Origin of the sequence: Micromonospora sp. CPCC 206061 (assembly GCF_036906915.1) — a bacterium.
In the GTDB taxonomy this organism is placed as follows: domain Bacteria; phylum Actinomycetota; class Actinomycetes; order Mycobacteriales; family Micromonosporaceae; genus Phytohabitans.
The window spans coordinates 1-26,503 of record NZ_JBAKHX010000027.1 but is presented as its reverse complement, the minus strand read 5'-3'; the positions used below and the strand labels follow the sequence as shown (position 1 = coordinate 26,503).

Annotated in this window: 18 protein-coding genes and 1 riboswitch; of the genes, 8 read left to right on the top strand and 10 right to left on the bottom strand. The window is 70.7% G+C overall.

Going from position 1 to position 26,503, the window contains the following annotated elements; translation table 11 throughout:
- Positions 1-392 precede the first annotated feature (392 nt).
- A complete protein-coding gene (locus V6V89_RS19525; RefSeq protein ID WP_334620599.1) occupies positions 393-2,501 on the bottom strand; it encodes an MMPL family transporter in 2,109 nt (702 codons plus the stop codon).
- Positions 2,502-2,553: 52 nt separating this feature from the next.
- Here V6V89_RS19525 and V6V89_RS19520 point away from each other — a divergent pair, with 52 nt between their 5' ends.
- The 4 genes from V6V89_RS19520 to V6V89_RS19505 all read left to right on the top strand — a co-directional run bounded on the left by V6V89_RS19520 (position 2,554) and on the right by V6V89_RS19505 (position 6,327).
- Positions 2,554-3,339 (top strand): methyltransferase domain-containing protein, encoded by a 786-nt coding sequence (locus tag V6V89_RS19520; protein WP_334620598.1) that lies wholly within the window; start codon positions 2,554-2,556, stop codon positions 3,337-3,339.
- Positions 3,336-4,484, top strand: coding sequence for an alkaline phosphatase family protein (locus tag V6V89_RS19515; RefSeq protein ID WP_334620596.1), 1,149 nt, complete (start codon positions 3,336-3,338; stop codon positions 4,482-4,484). The genes V6V89_RS19520 and V6V89_RS19515 overlap by 4 nt, the downstream gene beginning before the upstream one ends.
- Before the next feature lie 41 nt (positions 4,485-4,525).
- Entirely contained in the window at positions 4,526-5,785 is a 1,260-nt protein-coding gene (locus V6V89_RS19510; RefSeq protein WP_334620595.1) for a DNA polymerase IV, read from the top strand.
- Positions 5,786-5,943: 158 nt separating this feature from the next.
- Entirely contained in the window at positions 5,944-6,327 is a 384-nt protein-coding gene (locus V6V89_RS19505; RefSeq protein WP_334620594.1) for a DUF3040 domain-containing protein, read from the top strand.
- Between the two features lie 308 nt (positions 6,328-6,635).
- Here the strand turns inward: V6V89_RS19505 and V6V89_RS19500 are convergent, their stop codons facing one another.
- From V6V89_RS19500 to V6V89_RS19490, 3 genes are read right to left on the bottom strand one after another with little or no spacing between them, the layout of a single operon-like run.
- A complete protein-coding gene (locus V6V89_RS19500) occupies positions 6,636-9,074 on the bottom strand; it encodes a transglutaminase TgpA family protein (RefSeq protein WP_334620593.1) in 2,439 nt (812 codons plus the stop codon).
- 3 nt (positions 9,075-9,077) lie between these two features.
- Complete coding sequence (locus V6V89_RS19495; RefSeq protein ID WP_334620592.1) at positions 9,078-10,373, bottom strand: DUF58 domain-containing protein; 1,296 nt, start codon at positions 10,371-10,373, stop codon at positions 9,078-9,080.
- Positions 10,374-10,429: 56 nt separating this feature from the next.
- Positions 10,430-11,479, bottom strand: a complete 1,050-nt coding sequence (locus V6V89_RS19490) for an AAA family ATPase (protein WP_334620591.1) — start codon at positions 11,477-11,479, stop codon at positions 10,430-10,432.
- Between the two features lie 291 nt (positions 11,480-11,770).
- On the opposite strand from V6V89_RS19490, the gene leuS reads away from it, so the two are divergent.
- Entirely contained in the window at positions 11,771-14,581 is a 2,811-nt protein-coding gene (gene leuS / locus V6V89_RS19485; RefSeq protein WP_334620590.1) for a leucine--tRNA ligase, read from the top strand.
- Here the strand turns inward: leuS and V6V89_RS19480 are convergent, their stop codons facing one another.
- From V6V89_RS19480 to V6V89_RS19470, 3 genes are read right to left on the bottom strand one after another with little or no spacing between them, the layout of a single operon-like run.
- Positions 14,582-15,709: a glycoside hydrolase family 113 gene (locus V6V89_RS19480; protein ID WP_334620589.1), complete on the bottom strand. Its 1,128-nt coding sequence runs from the start codon at positions 15,707-15,709 to the stop codon at positions 14,582-14,584.
- On the bottom strand, positions 15,706-17,235 hold the full coding sequence (locus tag V6V89_RS19475) for a glycosyltransferase family 2 protein (protein ID WP_334620587.1): 1,530 nt from the start codon (positions 17,233-17,235) through the stop codon (positions 15,706-15,708). The genes V6V89_RS19480 and V6V89_RS19475 overlap by 4 nt, the downstream gene beginning before the upstream one ends.
- Complete coding sequence (locus tag V6V89_RS19470) at positions 17,232-18,764, bottom strand: glycosyltransferase family 39 protein (protein ID WP_334620586.1); 1,533 nt, start codon at positions 18,762-18,764, stop codon at positions 17,232-17,234. The genes V6V89_RS19475 and V6V89_RS19470 overlap by 4 nt, the downstream gene beginning before the upstream one ends.
- A 172-nt stretch (positions 18,765-18,936) precedes the next feature.
- On the opposite strand from V6V89_RS19470, the gene V6V89_RS19465 reads away from it, so the two are divergent.
- Positions 18,937-21,009 carry a galactose oxidase-like domain-containing protein gene (locus V6V89_RS19465; protein WP_334620585.1) on the top strand — a complete coding sequence of 691 codons (2,073 nt, stop codon included), beginning with the start codon at positions 18,937-18,939 and terminating at the stop codon, positions 21,007-21,009.
- Entirely contained in the window at positions 21,006-21,590 is a 585-nt protein-coding gene (locus V6V89_RS19460) for a hypothetical protein (RefSeq protein ID WP_334620584.1), read from the top strand. Before V6V89_RS19465 ends, V6V89_RS19460 begins: the two co-directional genes overlap by 4 nt.
- Before the next feature lie 835 nt (positions 21,591-22,425).
- Here the strand turns inward: V6V89_RS19460 and V6V89_RS19455 are convergent.
- From V6V89_RS19455 to V6V89_RS19445, 3 genes are read right to left on the bottom strand one after another with little or no spacing between them, the layout of a single operon-like run.
- Entirely contained in the window at positions 22,426-23,118 is a 693-nt protein-coding gene (locus tag V6V89_RS19455) for a TVP38/TMEM64 family protein (RefSeq protein ID WP_334620583.1), read from the bottom strand.
- Positions 23,115-23,831: a type 1 glutamine amidotransferase gene (locus V6V89_RS19450; RefSeq protein ID WP_334620582.1), complete on the bottom strand. Its 717-nt coding sequence runs from the start codon at positions 23,829-23,831 to the stop codon at positions 23,115-23,117. The genes V6V89_RS19455 and V6V89_RS19450 overlap by 4 nt, the downstream gene beginning before the upstream one ends.
- Entirely contained in the window at positions 23,821-25,041 is a 1,221-nt protein-coding gene (locus V6V89_RS19445) for a Mur ligase family protein (RefSeq protein WP_334620657.1), read from the bottom strand. The genes V6V89_RS19450 and V6V89_RS19445 overlap by 11 nt, the downstream gene beginning before the upstream one ends.
- 321 nt (positions 25,042-25,362) lie before the next feature.
- A riboswitch (cyclic di-AMP (ydaO/yuaA leader) is annotated at positions 25,363-25,512 on the top strand.
- A gap of 5 nt (positions 25,513-25,517) precedes the next feature.
- Here V6V89_RS19445 and V6V89_RS19440 point away from each other — a divergent pair.
- Entirely contained in the window at positions 25,518-26,342 is an 825-nt protein-coding gene (locus tag V6V89_RS19440) for a C40 family peptidase (protein ID WP_334620581.1), read from the top strand.
- The last annotated feature ends 161 nt before the right edge of the window (positions 26,343-26,503 follow it).

The following is a 26,503-nucleotide window of genomic DNA, read 5'->3' as shown; positions in this document are numbered from 1 at the left end:
GTTGTGCGGTGCCTGCGCTGTGCCGCACAGCGCGCCGCGCCGCGCCGATCAAGGGGAACCGCATCGATCAAGGGCAAATGCACGTGGTTGGATCTCTTTCCGCGTGCGTTTGGCCTTGATCGACGGAAATGGCCTTGATCGGCGGGCCGGCGTCGCGGAGAGGGCGCGGTTGCGCGCCGCGACGTCTCAGCGGACCGTGCCCGCTGTGCGCGGTGCCTGCGCTGTGCCGTGCCGGCGCCGCGCCGTGCCGATCAAGGGGAACCGCATCGATCAAGGGCAAATGCACGTGGAAAAGAGATCCAACCACGTGCATTTGCCCTTGATCGACGGAAAGGGGGCGGCCGCCGCCGGGCGGGCGGCGGGGCCGGGCGGCGGGGCCGGGCGGGCGGCGGCTAGTCGGAGCGGGCGGTTGCCAGGCTTGACTCGGCCGGCTCCGGGGCCTGGTCGGGGACCTGGGTCAGCTTGCTGGGCCACCACATGTGGCGGCCGATGTCCAGGTTCAGGGCGGTCACCAGCACCGCCCGCACCACGATCGTGTCGAGCAGTACGCCGAACGCCACCGCGAACCCGATCTCCGCGAACGCCGTCAGCGGTAGCGTGAACAGCACCAGGAACGTGCCGGCCAGTACCAGTCCTGCTGACGTGATCACGCCACCGGTGGCGGCGAGCCCGACCAGTGCCGCCCGTCGAGTGCCGTGCCGGCTGGCCTCCTCTCGCACCCGGGTCATGAGGAAGATGTTGTAGTCGATGCCGAGCGCGACCAGGAACACGAAGACGAACAGCGGGAACGAGCTGTCTGCCCCGCCGAAGCCGAAAATGTACTTGAACGCGAGCGCGCTCACGCCCATCGCCGCCGCGAACGACAGCACCACGGTCGCCATCAGCACCAGCGGGGCGATGACGGCCCGCAGCAGGATCGCCAGGATCACGAACACCACGGCCAGCACGATCGGGATGATCAGGTTGCGGTCGTGGCGGGCCGCACGCTGGAGGTCCAGGTTGATCGCGGTGGTGCCGCCGACCTGGGCGTCCGCGTCCGGTATCGCGTGGACGGCGTCCCGGACCCGGTCGATGGTCTCGTACGCCTCCTCGCTGTCGAACGGCGACGAGAGCGTGGCCTCCATGAAGCCGTCGCCGCCGCGTACGACGGGGTCGGTGACCGATGTGATGCCAGATGTGCCGGCGACGGCCGCGCGTACCTGCGCCACCTGTGACGCGCTGGCCACGACGACGACAGGGCTGCCGGCGCCGCCGCCGAAGTGCCTGGCGACGACGTCTTCGCCGACGACGGAGTCGGGCGTGCCGCGGAACGACTCCTTGTTGGTCAGGCCGGTGGCGTCGAGCTGGATCACGCCGATCGACATGATCGCCAGCACGATCGCGGTGACGATCCAGGTGAACCGGGGGCGGCGGCCGATGCGATCGCCGGCCTTGGCCCACATGCCGGTGGTGGTGGGCTCGGGGGTGCCGTACTTCGGGCGCGTCGGCCAGAAGATCCAGCGCCCGACGGTGACGAGAAGCGCCGGGAGCAGGGTGAGCATGGCGGCGAGCCCGACGGCGATGCCAATGGCGGCGACCGGTCCGAGTCCGCGCGTGGAGTTCGTCTCGGCGAAGAGCAGGCAGAGCATGCCCATCGCGACGGTGGCCGCGCTCGCGATGATCGCCGGACCGGCGCGGTGCAGCGCGAACGCCATCGCCTCATGTCGATCTTCGTGGCGGCGTAACTCTTCCCGATATCGGGCGACGAGCAGCAGCGCGTAGTCGGTGCCGGCGCCGAAGACCAGCACGGTGAGGATGCCGGCGCTCTGCGCGTTGACGGTGAGGCCGGCGTGCTTGGCGAGCAGGTAGATGACGGCCTGGGAGGCGCTCAGCGCGACGCCCGCCGAGATCACCGGCAGCAGCCACAGGACGGGGCTGCGGTAGGTGAACAGCAGGATCACGATGACCACGCCCGCGGCCGCGTACAGCAGTGTGCTGTCGATTCCCTCGAACGCCTCCGCGGAGTCGGCGGCCTGCCCAGCGGGGCCGGTGATGTGCACGCTCATCCCGTTGGCGCCGTCGGTGGCCGTGGCGCGCATCTGGTCGACGATCGTGCCGGCCTTCTCCCAGCCTTCCTCGCCGAGGTTGAGCGGCACGAGGAGCTGGGCGGCCTGCCCGTCCTGCGCCGGGATGGGGCCGGTGACCTGCCCGTCCAGCTCGGGGATCCGGCCGTACTCCTGCGCGTCCGCCGCGATCGCGGCCTGGTCGGCTGGGGTGAGGCCCGAGGTGCGCTCATAGACGATGACCGCGGGGATGGTGTCGGGCGAGGTGAACGCGGTCTGCCGGTCGAGCACCTCGGTCGACTCGGCGCCGCCCGGCAGCCACGATTTGGCTTCGTTGCTCTGCACCTCGGTGAGCTTCCCGGCGAGCGGGCCGGCTACGGCGACGACCACGAGCCAGAAGGCGATGACGAGGTATTTGGTCCAGCGGCCGGTGATGAGGCCAGCGACAGATCTGGTCATGGCAAACCCCCGAGCCCGGATACTACAACACGTCGTAGATTAACAGGTGCTTTTGACGTGCTCTAGGCTGCGTTGGGTGGAGCTAACTCACCCCCGGCTCAGCGGTCCGCGCACCGCTGTCGTCTGGGCGGCGCTGCGGCGCGAGCTCGATCGGCATCGCGGCCTTGCCGCTGACCAAGACACAGCCAAGGCTCCGCTGACGGTCCTTGATGTGGGCGGCGGCACGGGCGGATTCGCGGTGCCGCTCGCCGAGGCCGGGCACCGCGTCACGGTGGTCGACGCGAGTCCGGACGCGCTCGCCGCGCTCACCCGCCGGGCCGCCGAGGCAGGCGTCGCCGATCGGGTACGCGCGCTGCAGGGCGACGCGGACGCGTTGGCCGGATACGTCGAGCCGGCCAGCGTCGACCTGGTGCTGTGCCACTCGGTACTCGATGTGGTGGACGACCCCGCCGGAGTGGTAGGCGCGGTGGCCGCCGCGCTGCGACCGGGTGGCGCCGCGAGCGTCCTGGTCGCGGGCAAGGCCGCCGCCGTGCTGCACCGCGCGATCACCGGCCAGCTCGCCGCCGCGGCCGAGCTGCTCGCCGACGCCGAGGGCCGGGTCGCCGGGCGCGACACCGTGCGGCGCCGCTACGACGCCGACAGCGCCGCCGCCCTGTTGCGCGCCGCCGGGCTCGATGTGATCGAGATCCATGGGGTACGCGTCATCGCGGACCTCCTGCCGGCTGCCGTCGCCGATGCCGATCCGCACGCCGTCGTCGAGCTCGAACTGGCGGCGGCCGCCCATCCGCCGTATCGGGACATCGCGGCCCAGCTGCACGTCTTCGCGCGGCGCGCGTGAACCCGCTCGAGATCGTACGTCCGGCGTACGGGCGGGCCAGTCTCGCCGAGGTCATGCCCAGCGTGCTGTCCGTACTGGGCGTGCCGGGCACCTCTGACGTGCTCGGGTTGGGCGAACGCCTCGACGGGGTGCGCCGGGTCGCCATCCTGCTGGTCGACGGACTCGGCGCGTACCAGATCCCGCTGGCGACCCCCCACGCGCCCGCGCTGGCCGACCTGGCTCGCGATGGTCGCGAGCTGACCTGTGGTTTTCCCTCCACGACCCCGGCGGGCCTTGCCAGTCTCGGCGCCGGCACGCCACCCGGCGCCCATGGCCTGCTGGCCTTCACGCTGAACGTGCCCGGCACCGACCGGGTGCTCAACCACGGTCAGTGGCGCGACGATCCCGACCCGGCGGTGTGGCAGCCGGTGCCCACGCTGCTGGAGGTGGCGCGCGCCGCGGGCGTGGCGGTCACCGCGGTGAGCCGGCCGGAGTACGCGGGCAGCGGGCTGTCGATCGCGGCCTGGCGCGGCGGCACGTACCAGAGCGCGGCCGGCGCCGACGAGCTGGCCACCGGGATGCTCGACGCGCTGCTGGCCGGTGACGGTCCGGCGCTGGTGGCCGGCTACTACCCGTCGGTCGACACGGCGGGGCACGTGTACGGGCTCGACTCGACGCAGTGGCGCGCCGCCGTGGCCGAGATCGACGGGGTGCTGGCGCGCGTGGTCGACGGCCTGCCCAGCGATGCCGCGCTGGTGGTCACCGCCGACCACGGGCAGCTCGACGTGCCAGCGGATGGGCGCTTCGACATCGACTCCGACCCGCGGCTGTCCGCCGGGGTGCGCGTGGTGGCGGGCGAGCCGCGCGTGCGGTACGTGCACACGCTGCCCGGTGCGCGCGACGACGTGCTGGCCGCGTGGCGTTCGGTGCTCGGCGACGCCGCGTGGGTGGTGCCGCGCGAAGAGGCGGTGGCGGCGGGCTGGTTCGGGCCGGTGCCGGAGGCGCACCTGGCGCGGGTGGGTGACGTCGTCGCTGTCTGCCACGACCGCGCGGTCGTGCTGGCGACGGCGCGCGAGCCGGAGAGCGTGGCGAAGATGATCGCGTTTCACGGCTCGTACACGGCCGTCGAGATGACGGTGCCGCTTCTTGTCGTACGGGGCGCGTAGCTTCTGCTTCGTGGGTTTCCGTGGGCTCGTCGTGGGTTTCCGTGGGTAGGAGTCAGGCCGTTCCGCGGGGGAGCGGCGGGTTCGGCGCGGGCGGCGACGACACCGGCTGCTCGATCCTGCACGTCGACATGGACGCGTTCTTCGCCTCCGTGGAGATCCGGCGTGACCCGTCGCTGCGCGGCCGCCCGGTCGTCGTTGGTGGCATCGGCCCGCGCGGGGTGGTCAGCTCCGCCAGTTACGAGGCCCGGCGGTACGGCGTCCGCAGCGCCATGCCCACCGGCCGGGCCCGGGCCCTGTGCCCGCACGCGGTCTTCATCCAGCCCGACGGGGCGGCCTACGCGGCGGCCTCCCGCACGGTCATGGGCATCTTCCGCGACATGACCCCGCTGGTCGAGCCGCTGTCGCTCGACGAGGCGTTCCTCGACGTCGCCGGCGCGCGGCGCCTGCTCGGCCGGCCCACCAAGATCGCGGCGCTGGTCCGGCAGCGGGTCAGCGACGAGCTCGGCCTCACGTGTTCGGTCGGGGTGGCGCCCACCAAGTTCGTGGCGAAGCTCGGGTCCACCCGCGCCAAACCCGACGGCCTTCTGGTCGTGCCCACCGGCCAGGTGCTCGACTTCCTGCACCCGCTGCCGGTCGCCGCGCTGTGGGGCGTGGGGGAGAAGGCGGCCGAGTCCCTGAGCCGGCTCGGCCTGCGCACGGTTGGCGACGTGGCGCGCGCCCCGGTCGGCATGCTCCGCGCGGCGCTCGGCGAGGCGGCCGCCGTCCAGCTGCACGAGCTGTCCTGGGGGCGCGACCCCCGCCGCGTCTCCCCGGAGCAGGTCGACAAGTCGATTGGGGCAGAGGTGACGTTCGACACAGACGTGTCGGAAGAGGTCGTCATCCGGCGGGCGTTGCTGGCTCTTTCCGACAAGGTGGGGGTCCGGCTCCGCCGGTCCGATCAGGTCGGCCGCACGGTCTCGATCAAGGTCCGGCTGGCCGACTTTCGCACTGTCAACCGGTCACGCACGCTCGCCGTGCCCACCGACGTGGCCCGCGAGGTGTTCGAGACGGCATGGGCCCTGTTCGAGGCGCTCCAGCCGGGTGACCGCATCCGCCTCGTCGGGGTTCGCGTGGAAGGGCTGACCCTGGCGAGCAGCACGCCGCGCCAGGCCACCCTCGGCGAGCCCGAGCATGGCTGGCGCGACGCCGAGGCCGCCGCCGACGCCGCGGCGGCCCGATTCGGGCGCGGCGCGATCCGTCCGGCGAGCCTCCTGCCGGCGTCGCCAGACGGCCCTTCAGGGCGCGCCGGCGCGGTTTCTTGACCTGGCTGACCTGCGGCTCGCCGAAAATCACCAAGAGCCGTGGGTCGTCCCGCTTTCCGACCCGCGTAGCCCCTCGTAGACTTGCGGTTAAGCAGCCGCTTGGCTGTTACGGTCTGTCGGTCCGACGGGGCCGACCAACGTGACCGGGGAGGAGTGCCGTGCCGCTCTCGGAGCACGAGCAGCGGCTGTTCGAGCAGATCGAGCGGTCGCTTGCCGAGGACCCGAAATTCGCCTCGGCTGTGCGCGCCAGCGACCCGCGTTTCCACGCGCGGCGTCGACTGCTCGTCGCTGCCGGCGTGATCATCGCCGGCCTTGGGTTGGTTGTCTACGGCACGGTGAGCCAGATAACGCTGCTGGGCGTGGCGGGATTCGTCGTCATGCTGGGCGCGGCCGCGTTCGCGATGCAGTCGCACCGCAAGGCGCAGTCGCCCGACCTGCGCGCCGTCGGGGGCACCGCCAGCCGGCGCACCCGCGGTCGGCGGATGTCTTTCATCGACCGGCTCGAGGAAAGGTGGCGGCAGCGGCCCGAAGGCCACCGCTGACCTCCTGCCGAGACGCCCGCCAGCGACGAAATGCGCTGCGTGGGTGAACCACGCCCTCATTCCGCCCCGGTCCCCGTCACGCGTCGCCGCGCCCTCCGCGCCCACCCTGCTTGGTCTTCCGCGCGCCCCTCGGCCCGCGTCGATCTGTGCGCGGCCCCTCTAGCCCCGTCGATCAAGGGCGATCGCCGCGATCAAGGGCAAACGCACGTGGTTTTGAGATCGAACCGCGTGCGTTTGTCCTTGATCGACGGGAATCTCCTTGATCGACGGAAGGGGGACGGTGCGCCGGGCGCGACGGGTGGGCCGCGCTAGCGGCGGTTGGGGAGCAAGCGGCGAGGGCTCCAACGGGCGAATAGCTCGCGGATGCTGCCGGCCACGGACACCGTGCGGATCGAGGCCTCGACGATCGCGAGCCGCCACCGCAGCAGCACCGACGGCGGGAGGATCGCCGCCGTCAGGCGGGTGCGGCGGCCGGCCTGGGACGCGATGGCTCGGCGTACCGCGCGCAGGCTGTCGCTCAGCCGCCCGCCCTGTAGCGGTTGGCGGGCGTACCGGGCGCGCTCCTCGGCCTGCCCCAGGAGGCGGGCACTGTCGGTGGCCGGGCCGCTGACCAGTCCCGCTGTCACGAGGCGGTCGGCGGTGGCTCGGGGCGTCTCGGTCGGGTCGATCGGCACCCGGAAGTCGACCATCGTGTCGAGCAGTTCGGCCCACGCCGCGTGGGCGTCTTCGCGGGCGCGGCCGGCACTGGCCACGTCGACCTCGACGGTCACGCCGCCGCTGGCGGCGGCTACCGCCGGGGCCGCGGGTGCCGATGCGGCCCGGAAGCGGCTGCGGCGTAGCAGGCGACGGCGCAGGGCCGGTACCGCAAGCAGGAGCAGAACGACGAGGATCGACGCGATCGTGTACAAGGGCCAGGTCGTCGCCGTGGGCGTGGTGTCGCCGACGCCGGCCCCGAGGTCGGCCTGGTCGTTGCCTTCGTCCTGCGGGGTGTTCGGGTTGGTCGTCGGGTCGGCGCCGGGGGCGGTGGTGGCGCCCGGGGTGGCTTCTACCTCGTCGGTGGCGTCGGGGTCGGGCGCCCACGCCGAGCGGGTGGCGCCGAGCACGCTGGCCGCCGGGGTGGCGTCGAAGGGCACCCAGCCGAAGTCTTCGCCGAAGTAGACCTCGGTCCAGGCGTGCAGGTTCTTGTTGGTCAGCGTCCACGTGTCGTCGCCGGACTGGCTGCCGCGGGTGAAACCGAACGCCACCCGGGCCGGGTAGCCGGCGGACCGGACCATCCACGCCATGGCGGCGGCGTACTGCTGGCAGAACCCGGTCTTGTTTTCCAGGAAGTCGAGGATCGCGCTGCCGCTGGTGCCGGTCTCGGTGACAAGGCTGTACCTGAAGCCGTTGACCTCGGAGAAGTACTGGTGGATGGCGAGCACCTTGTCGTACTGGGTGGACTTGCCCCGGGTCACCTGGGCCACGAGCGTGTCGACCTGCTCGACCTTCGGCGTGTCGACGAACTGGGCGGGTCCGGCGTTGTCTTCGATCTCGGCCCGGCGCAGCGCGGCTGGGCTGAAGTCGGCACGGACGAACGAGAAGCCGTACTTCTTGTTCTTGGAGCGGGCGTTGTTGGCCGTCGACCACACCATCTGCCGGGACGTGTCGTAGTTCCACCTACCCTCGACGTCGTCGGTGCTGATGGGCGTCGAATACACCGGCAGCATCGGCATGTCGAAGTGCTCGGTGACCTCGACGCGGGCCTCGTACTGGCGGTACCGGACGCCGTCGGGCTGGTTTCGCCGGGGGTCTTCCAGCCCTTCGCTCACCGACCTGCCGCGCGCGGCCAAGCTGCGAAAGCCCTGGTCGGTGATCTGCTCGGCCACACCGAACCGCAGGTAGAACGGGTTGGGGTCGTTGGTGGTGATCTTGAGCAGGTCGGTGGTCGACGACTGGTTGAGGTCGCCGCTGAGCTTGGCGAACAGGTCGACCCGGCCGCCGGCGCGCCCGCTGCCGCCGGGCCCGGAGCCGCCCTGGCCGACGTTGGCGAGCAGGCCGCTGGTCATGCCGGGGACCGCGAGCGGCACGAGGACCGCGAGGGCGACTCCGACGACGGCGAGGCGGCGGCCGGCGGCGGCGAGCGGCGAGGGCTCCCACACGTCGACGTCGCGGCCGTCGCCGGTGAACCGGCGGCCGAAGCGGCGTACCCGGTCGACGTTGTCGGCGGCGAGCAGCCAGAGGAACCCGACGGCGCCGATGACGAACGGCAGCGGCGGCACGCTGGTGGTGTAGACGGCGACCGGTACCGAGTAGATGGCCAGCATGGGCAGGCCAGCGAGGGCCGGCCTGCGCATGCTGACGGTGAGCAGGTCGACCAGGATGGCCACCGCGCCGACCCCGAGCACGGTGATGAACTGGAGTCCGGGCCGGTCGGGCACCGGCACCCCGTACGAGCGCATGTCTTCGAGCGCGAACCCGGTCATCGCGCTGAAGTGGCTGAACGTGTCTGGGGTGGGGATGAGGAGGAGAAGCTCGTCGCCGCTGGGGAACATGACGGTCAGGGTCAGCAGCAGCGTCGCCGCCATGCCGAGCAGCTGCGCCCACAGGGGCGCCCGCAGCGAGCGGGCGAGTGTGGCGGTGCCGGCGATCAGCGCTACGGCGACGGCGCACTGGATCAGCCAGGTCCACCGCTCGTAGATCGCGGATAGTGGCGCGGCGGCGAGCAGGGTGGCCGCCGCGGCCACGAACCCCAGATGGCGGTTCCGCATGAGTTACCTCATCCCTCCGGCTACCGTCTCGGCGAGCGTCGCCCGCCACGCGAACCCTTGCGAGCCGCGGGCGGCCTGCGGCCACAGTCCGGGCAGCTTGTTGCCGTGTGCGACCCCGACGACCCGCCAGCCGGTGCGCATGAGCCCCAGCGCCGACGCGCCATGCGCGCGGCTGGCCTCGGCGCGCGACTCCGGCGGCAGGGTCAGCCAGGTCGAGCTGTCGATCAGGAACGCCACACAGGTGGTGCTGTTGGTGCGCAGGCCGGCGAGCAGCTCGGCCTCCGCGCTGGTCAGGGCGCCGAGCAGGGCGATGACCAGGCCGCCGTCGGAGCGGCGCCGAACGGCTTCGACCAGCTGCGTGATGTCGCCGCGCTTGTTCAGCTTGACGTCGGCCAGGTGGTCGAGGGCCAGGCCTTCGCCGCCGTCGGTCGCGTCGGCGTCGATGCCGGAGTCGGTGACCAGCCGCATCTTGTATCCGGCCTCCCGCAGGTGGACGGCGATGCTGGCCGCCGCGGACACCGCCCACTCGAAGCTGGCCGTCGGCCCTTCGCCCCGATGGGCGAAGGCGCGGGTGTCGAGGACGACCGTGGCGCGGCTCTCCCACGGCTGTTCCTCGCGCCGCACCATCAGCTCGCCGAGGCGCGCGGTGGACTTCCAGTGCACCCGGCGCAGGTCGTCGCCGCGCCGGTACTCGCGGGTGGCCGCATCGTCCTCGCCGTGCACCGCGACCGACCGGGCCCGGCTGTCGCCGGCGCCGGTGTACTCGCCGGCGAGGCGGACGTTGGGCAGCGCCACGACCTGCGGGATCACGGTGAGCCGGTCGATGCTGGGGAACGACCGGGTGAGCTCGCACAGTCCGAACGGGTCGGTGAGCCGCACGACCAGCGGGCCCACCTCGTACCGCCCGCGCACGTCGGCGCGGACGGTGTAGGCGACCGAGCTGGCCTGGCGCGCGCCGAGCCGCTCCAGCACCACTCGCGGCCGGCTGCCGAGCGCGTATGGGAGCCGGTCTTCGAGCAGCAGGGTGCCGGTGGGTAGGCGGGACATGTTTTGCAGGCGGAGCACCACGCGGGCGCTGGCGCCGACGGGTGCCCGGTGGGGCTGGAGCGACCGGCTGCAAGCCAACCGGTACCGGCTGCGGCCCACGTAGAGGGCCGCGAGCATCGGCAGGATCGCGAGCAGCACGGCGACCCGCAACAGATCCTTCTCGCCGAGGATCACCGCGGACAGCGCCGCCGCTGCCGCGGCGGCGAGAAATGACCGGCCGCGCGTGGTCAGTCCGCGCAGTGCCTCACGCACGGCCGCGTTCCTTACGGAAAAGCGGACCGCAGAGCTGCGCCAACGGGGAGCGCACGTCAGTTCCTCCGCTGGTCGTACTGGGCCCGCCCGTCACCGGTGGGCCGGTTGTCGTACGGCGACCGCTGGCGTTCGTGCGGCAGCGGCAGCCGGTGCACCAGATCCGCGATGATCGCGTCGGTGGTGCGCCGGGCGAGCTGCGCGTCGGCGGTCGGGATGACGCGGTGGGCGAGCACCGGCACCGCGAGGTTCTGCAGGTCGTCGGGGAGCACGTAGTCGCGACCATCGAGAGCGGCGACCGCCCGGGCGGTGCGCAGCATCTGGAGCGTCGACCGCGGTGACGCGCCGAGCCGCAGCTCGGGGGCCTCGCGGGTGGCGGTGACCAGGTTGACCGCGTACTGCTTGACGGGGTCGGCGACGTGCACCGCGCGCACGGTCGAGATCAGCCGCCGCACCGTGTTGGCGTCGGAGACCGGCTTGAGCGCGAAGAGCGGATCGCGGGCGCCGTGCACGTCGAGCATCGCCAGTTCGGCGTTGCTGTCGGGGTATCCCATGGCGATCCGGGCGGTGAACCGGTCGCGCTGCGCCTCGGGAAGGGGGTAGGTGCCCTCCATCTCGATGGGGTTCTGCGTCGCGATGACCATGAACGGCGTCTGCAGCTCGTACGTCACGCCGTCGACGGTGACCTGGTGCTCTTCCATGCTCTCCAGCAGCGCCGACTGGGTCTTCGGCGACGCCCGGTTGATCTCGTCGCCGACCACCAGGTTGGCGAACACCGCACCCGGCTTGAACTCGAAGTCGTGGGTTTCCTGGTTGTAGACGCTGACGCCGGTCACGTCGCTGGGCAATAGGTCGGGGGTGAACTGGATCCGCCGTACCGAACAGTCGATGGACCGGGCGAGCGCCTTGGCGAGCTTGGTCTTGCCGACGCCGGGAACGTCTTCGATCAGTAGGTGGCCTTCAGCGAGCAGCACCGCGAGCGCGAGCCGGACCGAGGCGGTCTTACCCTCGATCACCTGCTCGATGTTGGCGACGATCGCGTCGCTCGCAGCGCGGAACTCGGCGCTTGACAGGGCGCCGCCAAGCTCGTCCCAGGATTGCTGTGTCACGGGCCTCCTCCTCGTGGTGCCACGGCTTCCCTAATAGATACGTAAGGCGGGCCGTAAGGTTCGCGGGAGTGCAGGCCGGGTTGTGTGACGGTCCACCCGCATGCCCACAGGTTAGTCCGCAGGGTGGAATTCGCCGAGTCGCTCTCGGTATCCCCGGTGTACACTCCGTGGCATGGCCAGGACCTTCCTGCTCCTTAGAAAGCCGCACTGACGAGCATCGACAGTGCGGCAGCCCCTCCTGCGTGAGGGGCTTTTTCGTGTCCAGGTGAGAATGGTCCCGGAGGTCGAAAGATGAGCGAAACAGGCGCTGTCCCACCGCACCGGTACACCGCGGCGCTGGCGAACGAGATAGAGATCCGCTGGCAGGACTACTGGGAACGGAACGGGACGTTCGACGCGCCCAACCCGTCGGGTGAGCTGGCCGACCCGGGCCACCCTCGCGCGGGCGCGCCCAAGCTGTACGTGCACGACATGTTCCCGTACCCGTCGGGTGCCGGTCTGCATGTCGGCCACCCGCTGGGCTACATCGGCACCGACTCCTACACCCGGTACAAGCGGATGGCCGGATACAACGTGCTGCACCCGATGGGCTTCGACGCGTTCGGGCTGCCGGCGGAGCAGTACGCCGTGCAGACCGGCACGCACCCGCGGGTCACCACCGAGGCCAACGTCGAGCGGTACCGGGCGCAGCTGCGCCGGCTGGGTCTGGCGTATGACAACCGCCGCAGCCTGGCGACCACCGACGTCGAGTACTACCGGTGGACTCAGTGGATCTTCCTGCAGATCTTCAACTCCTGGTACGACACGGAGCTGAATCGCGCGCGGCCGATCGCCGACCTGATCGTGGCGTTCGAGCGCGGTGAGCGGCAGACGCCGGACGGTCGCGAGTGGGCCGCCCTGTCCGCGATCGAGCAGCGCCGGATCGTCGACGACCACCGCCTGGCCTACATGTCCGAGGCGCCGGTGAACTGGTGCCCGGGCCTGGGCACCGTGCTGGCCAACGAGGAGGTCACGCCCGACGGGCGCAGCGAGCGCGGCAACTTCCCGGTCTTCAAGCGCAGCCTGAAGCAGTGGATGATGCGGATCACCGCGTACGCCGACCGCCTGGTCGACGACCTGGACACGCTGGAGTGGCCGGAGCCGGTCAAGCTGATGCAGCGCAACTGGATCGGCCGCTCCACGGGCGCCCACATCGACTTCCCCACGGCGGCGAGCCCGATCCGGGTCTTCACGACTCGTCCCGACACCGTGTTCGGCGCGACCTACATGGTGCTGGCGCCGGAGCACGAGCTGGTCGACCCGATCGTGCCGGATGAGTGGCCAGCGGGTACGAAGCAGGCGTGGACCGGTGGCCACGCAACGCCCGCCGAAGCCGTCGCCGCGTACCGCGCGTCCATCGCGGGCGAGACGGAAGAGGAGCGCACTGCGGAAACTCGCAAAAAGACCGGCGTCTTCGTTGGCGCGTACGCCACGAATCCGGTCAATGGCGAGCAAATCCCGGTTTTCATCGCCGACTATGTGCTGGCCGGCTACGGCACCGGCGCGATCATGGCGGTGCCCGGCCAGGACGAGCGCGACTGGGAGTTCGCCGAGGTTTTCGACCTGCCGATCATCCGCACCGTGCGGCCGCCCTCGGATTTCGCGGGCAAGGCTTTCGTCGGTGAGGGGCCCGCTATCAACTCCGGATTCCTGGACGGACTGGGCATCGCGGACGCCAAGGCGAAGATCATCGAGTGGCTGGAGACCAACGGGCACGGCACCGGCGCGGTGACCTACCGGCTGCGCGACTGGCTGTTCAGCCGCCAGCGGTACTGGGGCGAGCCGTTCCCCATCGTCTACGACGAGACCGGCCTGCCGATCGCGCTGCCCGAGTCGATGCTGCCCGTCGAGCTGCCCGAGGTCGACGACTTCTCCCCGCGCACCTTCGACCCCGACGACGCCGACAGCGAGCCGGAGACGCCGCTGTCGCGCGCCAAGGAGTGGGTCGAGGTCGAGCTGGACCTGGGCGAGGGCCCGAAGCGGTACACGCGTGAGACCAACACGATGCCGCAGTGGGCCGGCTCGTGCTGGTACGAGCTGCGCTACCTGGACCCGCACAACGACAAGGCGCTGGTCGACCCGGAGAACGAGCGGTACTGGATGGGCCCGCAGTCGGAGGTCGACTGTGGGGGTGTCGACCTGTACGTCGGCGGTGTCGAGCACGCCGTGCTGCACCTGCTGTACGCCCGTTTCTGGCACAAGGTGCTGTACGACCTGGGCCAGATCTCGTCGTTCGAGCCGTTCCGCAAGCTGTTCAACCAGGGCTACATCCAGGCGTACGCGTTCCGCGACGCGCGCGGCGTGATCGTGCCGGCCGAAGAGGTCGAGGAGCGTGACGGCACGTACTTCTACGAGGGCCAGGAGGTCTTCCGGGAGTACGGCAAGATGGGCAAGTCGCTGAAGAACGTCGTCACGCCCGACGAGATGTGCGAACGCTACGGCGCCGACACCTTCCGGGTGTACGAGATGGCGATGGGCCCGCTGGACGTCTCCCGCCCGTGGGACACCCGTGCCGTGGTGGGCTCGCAGCGGTTCCTGCAACGGGCGTGGCGGCTGATCGTCGACGAGGAGACCGGTGCGTCCCGCGTCGTCGATGAGCCGGCTGGCGAGCAGCTGCGGCGGCTGCTGCACCGCACGATCGACGGTGCCCGCGCCGACATGGACGAACTGCGGTTCAACACCGCGATCGCCAAGCTGATCGAGCTGACGAACGCGGCCACGCCGCTGCCGGCGACGCCCCGCGAGGTGGCCGAGCCGCTGGTGCTGATGCTGTCGCCGTTCGCTCCGCACGTCGCCGAGGAGCTGTGGGCCAAGCTGGGGCACGAGGGCACTCTGACGTACGCGGAGTTCCCGGTCGCCGACCCCGCGCTGCTGGTGGCCGACTCGGTCACGTACCCGGTGCAGGTGAACGGCAAGGTCCGCGGCCGGGTCGAGGTCTCGGCCGACGCGGCCGAGGCCGCGGTCCGGGAGGCCGCGCTGGCCGCGGTGGCCGACCACCTGGCGGGCCGCGACCCCCGCAAGGTGATCGTGGTACCAGGCCGAATGGTCAGCGTCGTCGTGTAGTCACGCGCGTCGTGCGTCCCGGGCGAAGCAGTCCTTCACGGTCTGCTCGCCCGGACGCGCGATGAAGTCCATCGGGGTCTTCGCCGTCGGCTTCTTCTTCGGGTCGGCGTCCAGGTTGATCATCCAGAAGTAGATGCCGGCGAGGTTCCGCTCGTGCATGACGTTGCACGCGGTCTCGAACCAGCGCTCCTGGATCTGTGGCTTGATCGCGCCCTTGGGGTGCGGTGACCACGGCTCCTTGTACGCCCCGCTGCGCGCGCCGATCGCCACCTCGGCGAGCACCAGGTCGGGCAGCTCGCCCTTGCCGCGGTTCTTGGTCAGCCAAGCGTTCCAGCCGCTTTCGAGCTGCGAAACGGTGGCACTGTCGCCGACCTTGAGCGACGGGTACGCGTCGACGGAGCGCGTGATGCCCTTTGCCGGCCCGGCCTTGCGCAGCCGGTCGTGGTTGGCGCTGTAGTCCAGCTCGCCGTCGTAGACCGCGCGCAGGTTCTCGGCGACGACCTCCCAGCCGTCGGTGTAGGACTCCAGCGAGTTCAGCTCGGTGCCCACCACGAAGGTCGCCACCTTGGCCTCCGCGGCCACCTTCCCGTACGAGACCAGCAGGTCCCGGTAGGAGGCGAACCACTTCTGCTTGCTCGCCGGGCGGATCGAACCGCGCCACATGTTCGGGTCGTCCTCGACGAGGTTGCGCTCGTTGAGCATCGGCCGCACCGCTGTGCGCAGCGCCCGCTTGTTCGCCTCGTCGAGCACGATCGACAGCCGCCGGGGCGACGGGGTGATGTCGTGGTCGGTGAGCACGCCGCTGGCCGTCGCCGACTCCATGACGAACGAGAACGAGATGGAGACGGAGTTGGCCCCCATCGACACGACGTGGTCGAGGATCTTCTGCGCCTTGGCGCGCACGATCTGGTCGGTGTCGTTCGGGTTGTTCTCCCAGTAGACCGCGACGCCGTGCTGGAACATCCCGTCGGTCCATGGCTGGCTGACCTTGACGACGGGCTCCTCGGTCGCGGCGGGGGAGCCCGGAGGCTGGGCGGTGGAGATTCGCGAGGTGGGGTCTTCGCTCTGCGCGGAGCACCCCGCGAGCACGGCCACCGCGGCGACGACCGCCAGCCAACAGGCTCTCATACCGGCTTCGCGATCACTACGAACGCCTGCTGGCCGCCGCGCAGGTACCGGTACAGGCCGCGGACCGCGCCGATGCCCTCCATGAGCGCGAACACCGGAATCAGCAGGATCACCGTGACCCCCTCCCACCACTTGTACCTGGCACGGCGCGAGACGCTTACGTTGATCCGCAGGCCCTCCGAGTACAGCCAGACCGCGTACGCCATGTTGAGCGCCCAGATCGGCAGCACCGCGAGGGTGATCGGCACCGTGTCGTACGAGCCGAGCAGCGCGCCCAGCAGCATCACGAAACCGAGGTGCTGCAACGGACTCGTCACCCACGTGAGGATCGAGTATCCAATGTAGAGCCGGTCGCGCAGCGGGATCTGGTCGTTGAGGGCCAGGCCGACCAGGCCCCACGCCCACCGTTCGCGCTGCCGGAAGAAGTCCCGCACGGTGGCCGGCGAGGCGCCGTAGCAGCGGCCGGCGAACCAGGCGCTCCGGCCCGGGTACCGCCGGCTGAAGATCAGCGCGAACTGGGCGTCTTCGACGATCGCGTCCGGCCCGAAGTCCCAGCCGATCTCGGCCTCGACCGACGCCCGCACCAGCAGCAACTCGCCGTGCACGCCGGCGAGCGGGGTGCCGCCGCCGGTGAACGCCGAGTACACCGTGACGTCGGCGATCGGCCGCAGCGCGTCGGCGAGCCACGAGAGCCCGCTGCGGGCGTGCTCCCTGGGGTACGTGAGGATGCCCTGGGCGAGGTGCTTGGCATCGTCGCCGAGGGTCCGCTGCTGCTCGATCAGGCGCGCCAGCGCGATCGCGGTGTCGAGGCCGACGCCGGTGTCGTCGTCCATGTGCAGCACCCAGACGTCGTCACGGTCCTCGTGCTGTGCCATCCGCAGCTCGTGAGCGTAGTGGTTGGCGCGTGCCTTGAACCTGGTGCCGTTCTCGGTGCGGTACCCCTTCGGCACGGTGACCACCCGGATGTACCGGCTCACCGCGGCCAGCTCCCGAATCTTGCCGCCGGCCTCGCAGCCCTCCTCAATCACCACATCCACACGCAGCTTCGAGAAGCACTCCGGCAGGTACGTGATGTAGGAGCGCACGACGCGGTCCAGCGCCGGGTAGGTGTCGTGCCGACCGATGGTCGGCACGACCACGACCAGCCGGTCGTTGCACTTGATGATCTGGTCGTCGGCCGCTGTCAGCCGGTCACGGCGCAGCCGCCGCCGGGTGATGACCGCGCCGGCCAGGCCGATCACCGTGCCGATGACCGGGTACGTCCAGATGATGGTGACCACCGGACCGAGCGGACCGGTCGACTTCACGCTGAGCAGCCAGGTGACGCCGAGCACCACCGTGAACGCCAGCGCGAGCGGCCACATCCGGGGCAGCCAGCTCGCGTGCCGCTGCGCCATGGTGGTGCCGCGCGCCGTGAGGGGCATCCGCACGGCGGGCAGCACATGCGTCTCGGTGGGCGGCGGTAGCGATATGACCTGGGTGCGGTCGGGCTCGTCGCGGATCGGGGCGTCCACGTGCGTGGTCAATCGGTGGCCTTCCGGATCAGCAGCGCGACCGTGTAACCGGTGGTCCGCCAGGTTTCCTGGACGTCGTACCGTTCGCTCAGCACCTGCGACTTGCTGCCGTCGAGCCCGTCGAGCGGGTCGCCGTAGTCGCCGAGGCGCAGTACCCAGATGCGTGAGGTCTCGCCGAGCCGCGCGGCCACGTCCTGGTACTCGCTCGCCACCATCCAGCCGTCTGTCCGCATTGGACGGTCGATGAGAAGGTCGGTGGGGCGCATGTCGGCCGGGATGTAGTGAGCGATGATGTCGCGGTTCAGCACGCCGGGCCCGCGGTCCTGCAGGCCGTACACGATGCCGTCACCGGGCCGGTAGCTCGACGTCAGCAACGCGACGACGGCGGCCGTGTCCTGGTACCGGAAGTCCGGTTTGCGGACCGAAACCTGACCAGGGAGCGAGAGCACCGCGAGCGTCGTCACGGCCGCGGCAGCGGCCACGACGCCCCGCTTGGCCAGGAGCAGGCCCGCGAGCAGCGCCCAGCCGACGACCGTGAAAAGCACGTACCGCTGCTGCCACAGGTGACTCGCCGTGCCAGCGGTGAAGAGCACCGCGGCGGGCGTGACGGCCATGCAGGCGGCGACCACCGCGCCGCGCTCGCGGGAGAGGGCGGCCGCGCCCAGTACCAGCAGCGCGCCGCCGACGAGGGCGCTGCCGAACATCTCGTTCGCGTACGCCTCGAGTTGGTGCAGGTCGGCGAGCGGGATCCAGCCGATCTGGTTGCCCTGCTGGCGTCGTCCAATAAGGACAAGCGGGACAAGCGGGACCAACCCGGCCACCGCCGTCGGCGTCCAGCGCCAGAGCAGCTTGCGCTTGTGCACGAGTACTGCCAACCCGTGGCCCGCCACCAGGCTCAGCGCGACGAGGTGCAGGGCGCCCAGCACCGTCAGCGACAGCGCGTATGCAAGCCCGACACCGAGCGTGTACACCTCCAGCATCCGGATCAGTAGCAGCGTGGCCACCGCGGCGGCGAACGTCGCGAGCGCGTACGGCCGGGCCTCCTGCCCGAAACGGGCGGTGATGGGCAGTACCGCGAACACCAGCCCCGCGATCAGGCCGGCGCGCGGCGCGCCGAGTCGCCGTCCGATAAAGCCGATCACCGCGGCGGTGGCGACCATCGCGAACGTCGACGGCAGGCGCAGCGCCAGGTCGGAATCGCCGAAAACGGTGGTCCAGAGCCGGATGAAAACGTAGTACGGCCCGATCGAGGCGTCGGTGCCGTCGAGTTGCTTCCACAACTCGGTCCACGACACCGTCGTGATGCCCCATGTGGCAAGCTCGTCGGCCCACAGCGCGGGGCCCGTGATGCCGACCAGGCACGAGACCAAGGTCACTATCGCGGGAGCGGCCCAGCAGGCCTGGCGCAGCCACACCTCCGTACGCCGGGGGGTCGCGGAAACCGGCTCTACGCGAGCCGCTTCCATCACGATCGTGGCGTCTTCGTCTACCCCGCGCGCCCGGCGGGGCAAGGGGATATGGACCTCCCCGTTTGGCCCCACGACGGGAAGTGCAGAGCGACTCATGATTGCCGGAGTTTAGGGCAAGTACGCAGTTACCCAAAGCCGACGATTGGCTTTTGTCCGTCTTCGAAACCGGACGGCCGTATCCCTCGCGGGCAGGCGCCGCTATGCTGCCGAACGGCCCATGACGTCGAACGACTGAGGAGACGTGGTGCCCCCCGCCCCCATGTGGAGTCCAGAGCTCCGCCGTGGACTCGCTCGCCTGCTTACCTTCGCTCTGCTGTGTGCGGTCGGCCTCGTGGTCGGCGCGCCCGCCCAGGCAGCTGCCAACCTGGTCCGCAATCCGAGCATGGAGGCGTCCGCGAAGGGCTTTCCGCAGTGCTGGAAACGGACTGGGCAGGGCAAGCAGAACTTTTCGTACGGCGTCACGTCGACCGCCCGGACGGGCAAGGCTGCGTTGAGAATCACCATCGGCGCCTTCACGTCGGGTAGCCGTGGTGCCGTAATGGACTGTGCACCCACGGTCACCAAGGGGCGCCAGTACGACCTGTCCGTCTGGTACACGTCGACCAGCGCCGCCACCGCGATGACGCTGTATCGCCACGACGCCAAGGCCGGCTGGCAGTACTGGACCGACCTCGCCACGCTCCCGGCGACGAAGCAGTTCAAGCAGAAGACCGTGCGCACGCCGCCGGTGCCCGCCGGCACCGACCGGATCACGTTCGGCGTCAACCTGTACGGCGCCGGCACGCTCGTCACCGACGACTACCGGATGGTCGACGCCACCGCCGCCGCGCCCAGGTCGACCTGCAAGATCGGTGAGCGCTGCTTCAAGGGCCACTGGCAGGTCATGCCGTACCAGTCGTCGGTGCGCGCCATCCACGCCGCTGTGCTGCGTAACGGCAAGGTGCTGCTCGTCGCCGGCTCCGGAAACGACCCAAACGCCTTCAAGGCCGGCACGTTCAAGAGCGCCGTGTACGACCCGAACAACGGCACGTTCACCAACGTGCCCACGCCGGTCGACCTCTTCTGCGCCGGACACGTCGCGCTGGCCGACGGCAAGGTCCTGGTGATGGGCGGCACCAAGGACTACGCCGCCGCTGACGGCTCAGTCGGATACAAGGGCCTCGCCAACTCGTACCTGTTCGACCCGACCACCAACACGTACACCCGCACCAACGACATGGCCGCCAGCCACTGGTACCCGTCGGCGACCGTGCTCGGCAACGGCGACGTAATCTCCCTCGGCGGCCTCGGCGCCGACTCCAGCGGCACCACCACCACCGAGTACTTCGACGCGTCCGCGGGCAGATGGCTGCCGCAGAACGATGTGGTCCAGACCTGGGAATGGTGGGGCCTGTACCCAGCCATGGTGCTGATGCAGGACGGCCGGCTCTTCTACACCGGCAGCCACACCTTCGGCATCGGCCTGCCCGGCAGCGGAGCGCGCCTCTACGACTATCCCAACGGCAAGTGGACAGATGTGCCCGGCCTACAGGACAAAGACTTCCGCGACCAGTCGATGAGCGTCCTGCTGCCGCCCGCGCAGGACCAGCGCGTGTTCACCGTCGGCGGCGGCAACGGCGACGTCGGCGCCACCGCGGGCCGGCTCACGGACATCATCGACCTCAAGGCCGCCAACCCTCGATACACAGCCGGGCCGCTGATCCCACGCGGCGCGCTTGCCAACGGCCAGACCCAGGCCGCCGACACCGGCAAAATGTACGTCTCGCTGGTGCTGCTGCCCGACGGCACCGTCTTCGAGACCGGCGGTGCCCTGCACAACCGCGCCGACCCGGTCTTCGAAGCGTCCATGTACGACCCGGCCACCAACACGTTCACCCCGATGGCCGCCGACCCGGTGCCCCGCACGTACCACTCGTCGGCGTTCCTGCTGCCCGACGGCCGGGTGATGGCGGTCGGTGACAACCCCGGCAACGGCTCGTTCGACATGCGCATCTCCGTCTACACGCCGCCGTACCTGCTGCGCGGCACCCGGCCGGCCATCACGACGCTGGCGTCGACGCAGTGGGGGTACGGCAGCACCCAGCGGATCACCGTCGACCGGGCCGTGACCCGGGCATCCCTGATCCGCCCGGCTGCCGTGACCCACTCGTCCGACCCGAACCAGCGCTTCGTCGAACTGCCGATGACCGTCAACGGCAACACCATCGACCTGAACGTGACCAACAACCCGAACATCGCGCCGCCCGGCTGGTACATGCTCTTCGTCCACGGCGCCAACGGCGTCCCATCGGTCGCCAAGTGGGTCAAGGTCGGATGACGGCTCGCCTCGCGGCCTGGAGCCGGTCGGTCGTGTCCCTCGCGGTCCGCGCGTGGGGCGGATGGCGCGGCGCGAGCTGGCCCATCCGCACGGCGATCGCGGGCGGCGTGGTACTGCTCGCCCTCGGCGTCGGCCTGGCCGGCACCTGGGCGGCCGGCTCCGACGCCGACTCCCGCTGGTCGGCGGGGTCCCCGGGCACCGACTACGGCCCGGGCCCAGGCCCTGAACACGAAGGCCCCAACCCGGGCCGCGCCGACGACCCCAGCCAGGGCACGCAGGCCGGATCCGCGGTGACGCCGCCGGCGTTCGTACAAGACTTCGCCCAGCAGCCCGGCACAGGCCGCCAAGGCCCCGCCCCGTCACCCACCGCGGGCGTCGAGATCGCCGAAGGCACCGACGGGTGCGACCACGCGTACGGCGGCCGCGACGTGTGCGTGCCCTGGGAGTTCCCAGCCGGCGTGACGGACAAATGCGGATGGCTCGCGCAGCGAGGCTTCAAGCCCTTGAAGATCGAAGGCGGCCGCGACCGCCACGCCCTGGACCGCAACACCGACGGCACCGCCTGCGGCCCCGGCGACTAACCCCGCCACCCCACGCCCTGCGCCCGCCCCTTCGCGTACCGTCGCGGGTTGCGCGGGTTGCGCGGGTTGCGCGGGTTGCACGGGTTGCACGGGTTGCGCGGCGCCCGCGGGTTGCGCGGCGCCCGCGGGTTGCGCGGGCCCCGTTCCGTCGATCAAGGGCAAACGCACGTGGTTGGATCTCTTTTTCGCGTGCATTTGCCCTTGATCGACGAGGTCTTCCTTGATCGCGGCCCGGCTGGGCCGTGGTCTGCTCTCGCGCGGGCGCGGTGCGCGCCGATCGCAGCGCGGGGGCAGCGCGCTCCGCGACAGGTGAGGAGCCCGGACGGCTGCGCGGCGGTTGCCACGCCCTGCGCTGGCGGGGACGCCGCGTCCGCCGATCAGGGACGCGCGCGACGGCGGGCGCCGGGCCGCGGCCCGGCAGAGAGCACGAACGCGGACGCGGCGCGTCCTCCGGCGCGGCCCTTCGGCCCGCTGCATCTCCTCGCCGATCAAGGGCGATTGCATCGATCAAGGGCAAATGCACGTGGAAATGAGATCGAACCACGTGCGATTGCCCTTGATCGCGGCATGGGCCGCGATCTGCGGCCGGCATGGAGGGCGAGTTGGCCGCGCGCCCGCAGCAGCGCACGCGGTTCGGGTCTCGCGCTCGGGTGAGGCGCGACGAAGAGCGCCCGGCCGCCGCAGCGGCGCCTCATGGGCCGCTTTGTCCGTCGATCAAGGAGATTTCCATCGATCGAGGGCAAATGCACGTGGAAATGAGATCCAACCACGTGCGTTTGCCCTTGATCGACGAGTAGAGGGGTGCGGGTGCGTCGGGGGCTCCGCGGCGGCGGTGTTAGGGGGTGGCGAGGGTGCGGTTGGAGGCGCGGCGCCAGCGGGTGACGATTATCGTGGTGGCGATCAGGCCCAGGCCGGCCGGGGCGATCGCGAACCAGTTGATGTCGCCGGGCGAGGCTACGGCGGCGCCCACGGCCGCGTACCCGAAAGCTGACGGCACCGACGCGAGCACGCTGCCGATCAGGTATGGGCGCAGGCGGGCGCCTGTGGTCCCGTACCCGTAGCTGATCAGGCCGAAGCCACCGACAGGCAGCAAGCGGACGGTCACGACGCCGAACACGCTCTGCCGCCCGAACCAGCCGTCGAGCCTGGCCAGCCGCCCGCGGACCCGGTCGGCGACGAAGTCGCGGCCGAGCAGGCGGCCGACGGCGAAGCCGAGGGCGGCGGCGAGCAGCGCGGCGGCGAGCGCGTAGCTCGCGCCGCCAACCGTGCCGAACAGCGCTCCCCACGCTACCGAGACGAGCGTGCGGGGGATGAGCACGATCATCATGAGGGCGCCGAGCAGCACCGCGGCGGGGGGCGCGAGGAGGCCGAGCCGGTCGACGATGCGAGGGGCGGCGGCGAGGTCGGGCTGCGGCAGGAGGAGTACGGCGAGGCCGCATACGCAGAGCAGGACGAGGAGCAGGGCGAAGCGGGCAACCTTCGGGTCACGGAGGCCGTCACGGAGGCCCGCTCCGAGGCGCGCGATCATGAGGCCGCCGTGGCGGCCGTGCGCTCGGCGCGCAGCCGGTCGGACCAGGTGTCGTCGAGAGGGGCCAGCACGTCCATGCCGGTGGCCCAGCGCAGCAGCAAGTCGGCGATGGCCGGGTTTCGGGCGAGGGCGGGGCCGTGGGAGTACGTACCGAGGAGCTTGCCGCGCCAGGCGCCCTCGGTGCTGCCGTCGTTGCCGATGCCGGTGGTGACCCGGGCGAGCGGCGCGACGCTCGGGCCGAGGTGGGTGCGGCCGCCGTGGTTTTCGAACCCGGTCAGCGGGGGCAGGCCGAGCCGCGGGTCGATGACGCCGCCCAACTCACCGACGGCCCGGCTGGGGCCTCGGTCGGAGTGCAGGTCGAGCAGGTTGAGGCCGCCGCACTTGGCACCCTTGGCGAAGAACGAGCCGCCGAGCAGCTGGTACCCGGCGCACACCGCGAACACCACCGAGCCCTGCGCCACCGCGCGGTGCAGGCCGCCGTCGGCGAGCAGTCGCTGCGCGGCGAGCGCCTGCGGGCCGTCTTCGCCGCCGCCCAGCAGGTAGATGTCGGCGCTGTTGGGCAACGGCTGATCGGATCGGACCTCGATGGTCTGCACGGGAAACCCGCGCAGCGCGGCCCGGCGGGCGAGGATCAGCATGTTGCCGCGGTCGCCGTAGGTGGACAGCAGGTCCGGGTAGATCCAGACGATGCTGATAGCGCTGTCAGTTGACACGGTCCAACTCCGCTCGGATGTCCTGGAACGCCGTGTAGTTGGCGATGACTTCCAGTCGGCCGGGCGGCACCGAGGTGACCGCCTCGTCGAAGGACAGTACGTGGCGGAACGGCACACCGTTCACTTCCAACCGTACCGCCAGGTCGTACGCCCGATCACCGGTGATCAACACCTGCCGGCCCCGCAGCGGCGCGAAGTCGACGTCGAAGAGCCACGATGTGTCGAGGCCGTCGGGGTCGCGCGCGTTGATGGACAGCAGCGTCGGTGCGTGATCCACCATGTCGAACGCCTCCAGCCAGCTCGCCGGGTTCTTTGCGAGCAGCAGCCGGATGTTTCGCCCGTCTCGCATCACCTGCGCGTAGCGGCCCGCCACAGAAGTCACAGTGGACAGTCGACCGACCGCGTCGGTTGGGCGTACTCCAAACTGTGATGCCACCGCCAGCGCGGTGGCCGCGTTGCCGACGTTGACTTTTCCTGGAATCTGCAGGTTGACCTTATGCCACGCGCCACGCGGGTCGATGACGCCGTCGTCTTCCACCGTCCACTGTGGTGTAGGCCGGCGCAGCGGGCAATTGACGCACCACCACTGGTCGGCCTGGCGTTCGATCGGCGCACCACACTGTGGACAGACCCACGAGTCGTCGTGCCAGCGCTGCCCCGCGCTGAACCACGTCACCTGCGGCGAGGCGACCGCCGCGTAAACCACCATCGGGTCGTCGGCGTTGGCGACCACCAGGATGTCGGGGTGGTCGGCCAGCGCGGTGCGCCAGAGGTCGGCCATCATGGCGACCTCCTTCGCCCGGTCCAGCTGGTCACGCGAGAGGTTGAGAAGCGCGACCACGCGGGGCGTGGTCGCCGCGATCACTTGCGCTAGGTAATGCTCGTCCACTTCAAGTACCGCGTACGGCGTGTGCCCAGCCTTGGCCAGTGCCGAAGTGTGCCCAGTGGGCATGTTCGCACCGTAGGAGTTGGTGGCCACCGGACCCAGTACGCCGACCGCCGCGGCCGTGAGCCGGGTCGTGGTGGTCTTGCCGTTGGTGCCGGAGACTAGGGCGATGGCACGTCCGTTGGCGAGGTGGGCGAGCAGGTCAGGGTCGATCTTGAGGCCGATCCAGCCGCCGATCACCGAGCCGTCGCCGCGCCCGGCTGCCCGCGAGAGTGCCGCCGCCGTACGCGACACCGAGCTGGCGACCTTGGCCCGCAGGGGCATCTTGGCCGTGTTCCCGTCCGTCACGCGAGCGAGGGTACCGGAGGAGGTTTGATCTCCGGACACGGCAAAGTTGTGTGGCCTTATTCACCGTTCATGGTCAACATCCCGTCATGACCGCGTTGACGCTCCGTAGTGACATTTCGGACAGCGCCCTCCGCGCCCGGGCATTCGCTGGTGTGCCAAATTCGGTCCGCAAGATTTCGATTACTCCGCGTCGATCCCGGCATCGGCTACAAACGTTGAGCCGGCCTTCATCGTGGCCCGGCCGCACCGCGGGACAACGCCGAGCCCTGCCCATCCCGAGCGGTGCAACCGACATCCGACAACTCAACGGCGGATCGGGCAGGGACGGGGGAACCAGGTTAGTGATCTGTTCCCGGATCTTGGGGTGAAGCCGCGCGGGGAGCGCGGCCGGGCAGCCTCTGCGCCCGAACCCGACAGCTAACCCCGCAGGCGTGCCGGAGGGATCTCATTCCGTGCACGAACACAGTTCGAGCCGGCGGCGGCCTGTCCGCGCCGGCAAGCTAGCGCTCGCTTTGGGGATCTGCCTCTGCGCCGGCCAGCTCGTGGCCGGCGCCGCCGTGGCCGCTCCAGCATCCGCGGCCGCTCCCGTGACCACCGCCGCCTCCCAGCAGGCCGCCGCACCGGTAAACGTGGCGATCAAGCTGACATCTAGCACCAGCAAGGTGGCGTGGGGCTCGGCGGTCACGCTGACCGCGCGCGTCAACGACCCGAACACCGGCGCGGCCGTGACGGGCGGAAACGTGCAGTTCCAGGCGTGGCGCAACGGCGGGTGGCAGACCTGGCAGACCAAGGCGGTCACGAACGGCACGGCGACCTACCGCACGACCCCGTACGTCACCGGCAGCTTCCGGCTGAAGTACACCAGCCTGCCGGGCAAGTACCGTTGGACGGCCAGCGCGTCCATCCGGGTCAACGTGGTGGCCAGCCGGGCCAAGGTGCTCTCCGAAGCGCGCAAGCACGTCGGCAAGTCATACCGGTACGGCGCGAGCGGGCCAGGGTCGTTCGACTGCTCCGGCTACACCATGTACGTGTACCGCAAGGCCGCCGGCATCAAGCTGCCGCACAAGGCCAACTCGCAGCAGCGGTACGGGCGGGCGGTCGCCAAGTCGTCGGCCCAGCCCGGTGACCTGATCGTCATCCGGAGCGGCACGTACGGGTACCACGTCGGCGTCTACGCGGGCGGCGGCTACATGTACGACTCACCGAAGCCCGGTGTGAAGGTCGGCAAGCACAAGATCTGGACGTCGAGCTACGTGGTTCGGCGCCTGGTCGGCTAGTTCCCTACACCCATCCCCCCGCGTCCGCGATCAAGGGCTGAGGCGTACCCCCCGGCGCCTCGCCCTTGATCGCGGGCCATTTCACGCCCGGTCTCATCCCTCGCTCGCCCCGGCCCGCCGCGCCCCGGCCCGCCGCGCCCCGGCCCGCCGCGCCCCGGCCC

What these genes read in the sequence shown, in the direction of transcription:
- V6V89_RS19525 (WP_334620599.1), bottom strand. Translation starts at nt 2,501, where the DNA reads ATGACCAGATCTGTCGCTGGCCTCATCACCGGCCGCTGGACCAAATAC.
- leuS (WP_334620590.1), top strand. Translation starts at nt 11,771, where the DNA reads ATGAGCGAAACAGGCGCTGTCCCACCGCACCGGTACACCGCGGCGCTG.
- V6V89_RS19500 (WP_334620593.1), bottom strand. Translation starts at nt 9,074, where the DNA reads ATGCGGAACCGCCATCTGGGGTTCGTGGCCGCGGCGGCCACCCTGCTC.
- V6V89_RS19460 (WP_334620584.1), top strand. Translation starts at nt 21,006, where the DNA reads ATGACGGCTCGCCTCGCGGCCTGGAGCCGGTCGGTCGTGTCCCTCGCG.
- V6V89_RS19445 (WP_334620657.1), bottom strand. Translation starts at nt 25,041, where the DNA reads ATGCCCCTGCGGGCCAAGGTCGCCAGCTCGGTGTCGCGTACGGCGGCG.
- V6V89_RS19455 (WP_334620583.1), bottom strand. Translation starts at nt 23,118, where the DNA reads ATGATCGCGCGCCTCGGAGCGGGCCTCCGTGACGGCCTCCGTGACCCG.
- V6V89_RS19480 (WP_334620589.1), bottom strand. Translation starts at nt 15,709, where the DNA reads ATGAGAGCCTGTTGGCTGGCGGTCGTCGCCGCGGTGGCCGTGCTCGCG.